This window comes from Quisquiliibacterium sp. (assembly GCF_982640115.1).
This window is the reverse complement of the sequence record NZ_CEXFHW010000205.1, coordinates 1-6423: the sequence shown is the minus strand read 5'-3', so window position 1 is coordinate 6423 and position 6423 is coordinate 1. Positions and strand designations below refer to the sequence as shown.

The following is a 6423-nucleotide window of genomic DNA, read 5'->3' as shown; positions in this document are numbered from 1 at the left end:
CAGACCGTGGTCGACTTCTGCGCCGGGGCCGGCGGCAAGACCCTGGCCCTGGCTGCGCTGCTGCGCGGCAGCGGGCAGGTGTTCGCCTGCGATGTCTCGGCAGCGCGGCTCTCGCGCATGCGGGCGCGCCTGGCCCGATCCGGGGCCAGCAATGTCCAGCCCTTCGGCATCGACAGCGAGCGCGATCCCAAGCTCGACCGGCTGGCCGGCCGTGCCGACGCGGTGCTGGTCGATGCTCCGTGCAGCGGCACCGGCACGCTGCGCCGCAATCCCGACCTCAAGTGGCGCTTCGACCCGGGCAGCCTGCCGGCACTGGGTGCGAGCCAGCGCGCCATCCTGGCGGCCGCGGCCCGTCTGGTGCGGCCCGGCGGTGCGCTGATCTACGCCACCTGCAGCCTGCTGCCCGAGGAGAACGACGCAGTGCGCCGCCACTTCGAGCATGAGCACCCCGGCTGGGTGGCCGAATCGGCCGCCGAGAGCCTTGCCCGTCAGTCGGTTCGCCTGCCGGCGACCGCCGAGGTGGACGGGGCCTTGTCGCTGCGCACCGATCTCCACGGCACCGACAGCTTCTACGCGGTGCGCTGGCTGCGCCCGGCCTGAGTCCGGGAGCGTCGTCCGCCCCCGACCCTTGTCACCGACCATGATCTCGCTCTCGCCGCTTCTCAAGGATCTCTGGACCGATCTGCAGAGCCCGACGGTGCTCTGGCAGGTGGCGGTCATCGTTGCCTGCGTGTTCGCCGCGCGGTGGCTGGAGCGCGTCACGCTGGAGCGCTGGCGTCGGGACCGGGCCGCCGCCCTGGCCGCGCAGATGGCGCTCACCGGCGAGGCGCAGGGGCCCGGTGAGGAGGCCGACGCGACCGAGGTGGAGACATCCGGCGCGCTTGCCAGCTCCGCACCGGCCGCGCCGGCGGCACCGGCGCCATCAGCCGCGCCGGACGCACCGGCGCCATCAGCCGCACCGGCCGTAACGGCGCCATCACCCGCACCAGCGGCATCGACACCATCCGCGGCCGGCCCCGTTGCGGCCGGCGCCCAGGACCGTCCCGCGGCGAGGCTCGCCGCCTCGGCGGCCCGCTCTGCCGTCGGGCGGGTGCTTTTCCCGGCCTATGCCGCGGCCCTGATGGCGGCCGCCCGGCCGCTGCTGGCGGTCTGGCAGCACACCAACCTGCTGCATGTGGCCATGGTGCTGGCCGGCGGCCTGGCGCTCGCGCGCGGGATCAGCCACATGGTGGCGCGCCTGGCGGGTTCGTCCACCGCGGCCTTCTTCCTTCGCTTGCTGGCGGGCCTGGTCTGGGTGACGGTGGCACTCTATGTCACCGGCTACGCCGACGATGTGGTCGCGCTGGCCGACTCGATGCAGATCCCGGTGGGCAAGCAGCGGGTGTCGGTCTGGACCATCCTGTCGGCCAGTTTCTGGGTGGTGGCCACCCTGCTCGGTGCGCTGTGGCTGGGCAGCCTGATCGAGGCCCGTCTGCTGGCGGTCGATGCCGGCGACCTCAGCGTACGGGTCGTGCTGGCCCGGGTGATGCGCGCCCTGCTGCTGCTGCTGGCGCTGATGATCGGCCTGTCGCTGGTCGGCCTCGATCTCACCGCGCTGTCGGTGTTCAGCGGCGCCCTGGGTGTGGGCATTGGCCTGGGCCTGCAGCGCATAGCAAGCAGCTATGTCAGCGGCTTCGTGGTGCTGCTCGAGCGGCGGGTACGCATGGGCGATTTCGTCACGGTGGACAAGTACTACGGGCGGGTCAGCGAGATCCGCACCCGGTTCACCGTGATCCGCTCGCTCGAGGGCTGGGAATCGATCATTCCCAACGAGATGCTGATGGCCAACCCGGTGCAGAACTTCTCCAAGCAGGTCTCGGCCCGGCTGCGCAGCAGCGTGACGGTGGCGTACGGCACCGACCTCGATCGCTTGTTCCCGCGTCTGGAGGCGCTCGCCCGCGCCCACCCGCGGGTGGTGGCCGACCCGCCGCCGCAGGCCATGCTGACCGCCTTCGGCGCCGACGGACTGTCCCTCGATCTTGCCTATTCCATCTCGGACGGTGAGATCGGACGCCCGGTGGTGCAGTCTGAGATCAACCTGGCGATCCTCGCCGCGCTGCGCGCCGACGGGGTTGAAATTCCGTATCCGCAGCGCGAGATACGATTCTTGAATGCTCCCGTCGCGGGGTACACTGCGCGGGAAAACTGACGCACCCTGGAGTGCCACCTTGCTTGATTCGCTTCTTTCCTTCCTCGACACCGGCCTGCTGGATTTCTCCGGCTGGCAGATCGTGGGCTTCACCCTGCTGACCACGCACATCACCATTGCGGCGGTCACCATCTACCTGCATCGCTGCCAGGCCCACCGGGCGCTCGATCTGCACCCGCTGGTCTCGCACTTCTTCCGGGCCTGGCTCTGGCTGGGCACCGGCATGGTCACCCGCGAGTGGGCGGCCATCCACCGCAAGCACCATGCCCGCTGCGAGACCCCTGATGACCCGCACAGCCCCCAGACCCGGGGCCTGCGCAAGGTGCTTCTCGAGGGCGTCGAGCTTTACCGCGCCGAAGCTGCCAACCGCGAAACCATCGAGAAGTTCGGCCACGGTGCGCCCGATGACTGGGTCGAGCGCCATGTCTACAGCCGCCACTCGTCCCTGGGGGTGTACCTCACCCTGCTGATCGATGTGCTGCTGTTCGGCGCGGCCGGCCTCACGGTGTTCGCCGTGCAGATGATCTGGATTCCCGTCACTGCGGCCGGCATCATCAACGGCATCGGCCACTTCTGGGGCTACCGCAACTGGGACAGCCCCGATGCCAGCACCAATGTCTTTCCGATCGGGCTGATCATCGGCGGCGAAGAGCTCCACAACAACCACCACGCCTTCGGCAGTTCAGCCAAGCTCTCGTCCAAGTGGTACGAGTTCGATGTCGGCTGGATGTACATCCGCATCCTCAGCATGCTCGGGCTGGCCACGGTGCGGCGCCTGGCGCCCACGCCGAAGTTCGCCGAGGCCCGGCCGGTGGTTGATGCGCACACCCTGCAGGCGGTCATCGCCCATCGCTACGACATGATGGCGGCCTTTGCCGACTCCCTGCGTCGCACCTGCGCCGAAGAGGCCCGTCGGCTCGGTTCGCGCCGTTCCGAGCAGGCCCTGCTCTCGGGGGCGCGGTCCTGGCTGGTGGTGGATGCCGGCAAATGGACGGCCGACCAGAAGGCCCGGGTGAGCGAGGTCTTTGCTGCCAGTGACGCGGTGCGCAAGCTGGTCGAGATGCGTCAGGAGCTGGCCATCCTGTGGGAGCGATCCACGCTCAGCAAGGATCAGCTGCTCGAGAGCCTGCAGCAGTGGCTCAGCCGCGCCGAGTCCAGCGGCATGCGCCCCCTGCAGGAACTTGCCCTGCGGGTTCGGCGCTACGCGGCCTGACAGGCTGATGTTCCGGGCCGGCGAGCGCTGCCGTCAGGCCGTGGCGGTCCCGAAACCGGGCGGTTCCGGGCAAGAAAAAGCCCCGCGAGAGCGGGGCTTTCTGTTTGCCGGCACGCCGAAGCGCGCTGCAAAAGGTCATTGATGAGGCAGGGCGCGCCAGATGCTCACGCCCGTCAGCATCACTTGATCTTGGTTTCCTTGTAAGCCACATGCTTGCGCGCGACGGGATCGAACTTCTTGATCTCCATCTTTTCGGGCTTGGTGCGCTTGTTCTTGGTGGTGGTGTAGAAGTGGCCGGTGCCGGCGGTGGATTCGAGCTTGATCTTGTCACGCATGGCGAAGTTCTCCTGGGTGAGATGCCGGAAGGCGCGGGATCAGACCGCTTCGCCGCGGGCGCGCAGGTCAGCGAGCACCACTTCGATGCCCTTCTTGTCGATCAGGCGCAGTGCAGCGTTGGTCAGGCGCAGGCGCACCCAGCGGTTTTCGCCTTCAACCCAGAAGCGGCGCGACTGCAGGTTGGGCAGGAAGCGGCGCTTGGTCTTGTTGTTGGCATGGGAGACATTGTTGCCAACCATCGGTCCTTTGCCGGTCACCTGGCATACGCGGGCCATGATCCACTCCTCGGGTTTGCCGGCCGGGCGGGTCTGGCCGGGCTGGCGGGTGCAGTCTTGCCGGGTGGCGGGCCACGCTGTGACCCGCTGTGCGAGCCGCAAGACGGCACAGGGTTGTTGGAAAAGCCCTCGATTATGCCTGCGCCGGCTTGTGGTGTCCAGCATGGGCAACATCGCGGGGGCATCAGAGCCAGCCGCGCTCGGCGAAGGACACGCATCGGGTGCCGGCGACGATCAGATGATCGAGTACCGGGATGTCGATCTGCGCAAGGGCCGAGCGCAGCGCTTCGGTAAGCATCCGGTCGGCGGTGCTGGGCTCGGCCACGCCCGAGGGATGATTGTGCGCCAGGATGACCGCCGCCGCGTTCAGGCGCAGCGCCTGGCGTGCCACCTCGCGCGGATAGACCGCGGTCTGCGCCAGCGTGCCGGTGAAGAGTTCGCGGGCGGCGATCACCCGGTGCTGGCTGTCGAGGAACACGCCGGCGAAGCACTCCACCGGCCGGTCATGCAGCCATAGCCGCAGGAAGCGACGCACCGACTCGGGCGAGAGCAGGGCGTCGGTCTGGGTGAGGGTCTCGAGTTCGGCTCGCCGCATGAGTTCGGACACCGCCCGCAGGCGCGCCCAGCGCAGGGCAGGGATGCCGGGTGGCGGCTCGGGCCCGAGCAGCGTGCGCAGGCTGGCGCAGGCCCGAAGATCGCGGCGCGCGCGGGCCAGCGCGGCCGGGCCCTGCCGGCCATCCAGCGCCAGTGCCAGAAGCTGGCTGTCCTCCAGGGGCGGGAGCACCCCGCCTGACATACAATCCGGGCGATCCATGACCGAGTCCACTCCCACCGTCCAGGCTGATTCGCATCTCACGCTTCATTACCGCATCAGTCTGGCGGAAGGGGGCGATGATGTCGTCAGCACCTTCGGCGGCCCCCCGGCCACCCTGCAGATGGGCCTCGGACAACTGGCCGAGCCGCTGGAACGCTGCCTGATGGGGCTTGCGCAGGGCGCGCATTCGGTGTTCGAGCTGGCACCGGGCGAGGCCTATGGCGAGCGCAACCCCGCGCTGCTGCAGCGGGTCTCGCGGGCCATGCTGCAGGCCAACGCCGAGCCCGATACCACCTGGGAGCCGGGCGACCTCGTCGATTTCCCGGCGCCGGGTGGCGGCCGCTATGCCGGCATCCTCAAGCAGATCGACGAGCACAGCGCGCTCTTCGATTTCAACCATCCGCTGGCCGGCCACGCGGTCCGCCTGGAAGTGCGGATCATCGCTGTCCTCTGATCACCCCCACTGGTCCGGAGCTCCCGATGGAAGCCCTGCTCGCCCAACCCCGCGGTTTCTGCGCCGGCGTCGACCGTGCCATCGCCATCGTCGAGCGGGCGCTCGACCTGCACGGCGCACCCATCTATGTGCGTCACGAGATCGTCCACAATGACCATGTGGTGGCCGACCTGCGCGCCAAGGGCGCGGTCTTCGTCGAGTCCCTCGACGAGGTGCCGGCCGGCGCCACGGTGGTGTTCTCGGCGCATGGCGTGGCCCGCGCGGTGCGCGACGAGGCGCAGGCCCGTGGCCTGTCGGTGTTCGATGCCACCTGCCCGCTGGTCACCAAGGTGCATGTCGAGGTGGCCCGCATGCGCCGCGAGGGGCGCGAGGTGGTCATGATCGGCCACGCCGGTCATCCGGAGGTGGAGGGCACCATGGGCCAGGCCGATGGCGGCATCCATCTGGTCGAGTCGGTGGAGGATGTCGCCCGCCTGCAGGTGGCCGATCCCGCCCGCCTGGCCTATGTCACCCAGACCACGCTGTCGGTCGATGACTGCCGCGAGGTGATCGATGCGCTGCGCGCCCGCTTCCCGCAGGTGGCCGAGCCCAAGAAGCAGGACATCTGCTACGCCACGCAGAACCGCCAGGACGCGGTCAAGTTCATGGTGCCGCAGTGCGATCTGGTGCTGGTGATCGGCTCGCCCACCAGCTCCAACAGCAACCGGCTGCGGGAGGTGGCGCAGAAGATGGGCTGCGAGGCGCACCTCATCGGCTCGGCCGCCGAACTCGATCCGGGCTGGCTGACCGGCCGGCAGCGCATCGGCATCACCGCCGGCGCCTCCGCCCCCGAGGTGCTGGTCACCGAGGTGCTGGCTCGCCTCAAGACCCTGGGCGTGCGCTCGGTGCGCCAGTTGCCGGGCGTGCAGGAAGACACCGCTTTCCCGCTGCCCAAGGGTCTGGCGCGCACCTGAGCCCCTCGGGCGGCCCGTGCCGCCCGGCTGGCCAGCCTCCGCTGGCGGCCCGCGCCGCCTGCCTGCCCGCACCGCCTGTCTGCCTGTGCGGCGGCGTTCGTCGGGCGGGTCGTCCCCCGCCCATGACGCGTGTCTAGACTCCTTGTCTTCAAGGAGCGTCGCGATGAGGGGACGGGGTTTCACGCTGATC

Annotated in this window: 8 protein-coding genes; 5 read left to right on the top strand and 3 right to left on the bottom strand. The window is 69.5% G+C overall.

The window, feature by feature from the left end; all coding sequences use genetic code 11:
* The 3 genes from AC2H6A_RS17070 to AC2H6A_RS17060 form a co-directional block, all read left to right on the top strand.
* A partial coding sequence (locus tag AC2H6A_RS17070) for an RsmB/NOP family class I SAM-dependent RNA methyltransferase (protein ID WP_484274917.1) occupies nt 1–600 on the top strand: 600 nt, incomplete at its 5' end.
* Nucleotides 601–628: 28 nt separating this feature from the next.
* The gene (locus AC2H6A_RS17065; protein ID WP_484274916.1) at nt 629–2188 is read left to right on the top strand and encodes a mechanosensitive ion channel family protein; all 1560 of its coding nucleotides are present in this window, start codon (nt 629–631) and stop codon (nt 2186–2188) included.
* A gap of 19 nt (nt 2189–2207) precedes the next feature.
* On the top strand, nt 2208–3401 hold the full coding sequence (locus tag AC2H6A_RS17060) for a DesA family fatty acid desaturase (protein WP_484274915.1): 1194 nt from the start codon (nt 2208–2210) through the stop codon (nt 3399–3401).
* A gap of 179 nt (nt 3402–3580) precedes the next feature.
* Here AC2H6A_RS17060 and rpmG read toward each other — a convergent pair whose 3' ends face one another.
* The 3 genes from rpmG to radC form a co-directional block, all read right to left on the bottom strand.
* Nucleotides 3581–3736 (bottom strand): 50S ribosomal protein L33, encoded by a 156-nt coding sequence (rpmG, locus tag AC2H6A_RS17055; RefSeq protein WP_484274914.1) that lies wholly within the window; start codon nt 3734–3736, stop codon nt 3581–3583.
* 39 nt (nt 3737–3775) lie between these two features.
* Nucleotides 3776–4012, bottom strand: coding sequence for a 50S ribosomal protein L28 (gene rpmB, locus AC2H6A_RS17050; RefSeq protein WP_484274913.1), 237 nt, complete (start codon nt 4010–4012; stop codon nt 3776–3778).
* Nucleotides 4013–4196: 184 nt separating this feature from the next.
* Nucleotides 4197–4796: a RadC family protein gene (gene radC / locus AC2H6A_RS17045; protein WP_484274912.1), complete on the bottom strand. Its 600-nt coding sequence runs from the start codon at nt 4794–4796 to the stop codon at nt 4197–4199.
* 28 nt (nt 4797–4824) lie between these two features.
* Between radC and AC2H6A_RS17040 the strand changes: the two genes are divergently transcribed.
* Together AC2H6A_RS17040 and ispH are read left to right on the top strand one after the other, a co-directional pair.
* Nucleotides 4825–5280: an FKBP-type peptidyl-prolyl cis-trans isomerase gene (locus AC2H6A_RS17040; protein WP_484274911.1), complete on the top strand. Its 456-nt coding sequence runs from the start codon at nt 4825–4827 to the stop codon at nt 5278–5280.
* Between the two features lie 26 nt (nt 5281–5306).
* Entirely contained in the window at nt 5307–6233 is a 927-nt protein-coding gene (ispH, locus tag AC2H6A_RS17035) for a 4-hydroxy-3-methylbut-2-enyl diphosphate reductase (RefSeq protein WP_484274910.1), read from the top strand.
* Nucleotides 6234–6423: the final 190 nt, after the last annotated feature.

Bases quoted from the DNA above. Each gene is read 5' to 3' on its own strand.
- rpmG (WP_484274914.1), bottom strand. From the start codon at position 3,736: ATGCGTGACAAGATCAAGCTCGAATCCACCGCCGGCACCGGCCACTTC.
- rpmB (WP_484274913.1), bottom strand. From the start codon at position 4,012: ATGGCCCGCGTATGCCAGGTGACCGGCAAAGGACCGATGGTTGGCAAC.
- AC2H6A_RS17040 (WP_484274911.1), top strand. From the start codon at position 4,825: ATGACCGAGTCCACTCCCACCGTCCAGGCTGATTCGCATCTCACGCTT.
- ispH (WP_484274910.1), top strand. From the start codon at position 5,307: ATGGAAGCCCTGCTCGCCCAACCCCGCGGTTTCTGCGCCGGCGTCGAC.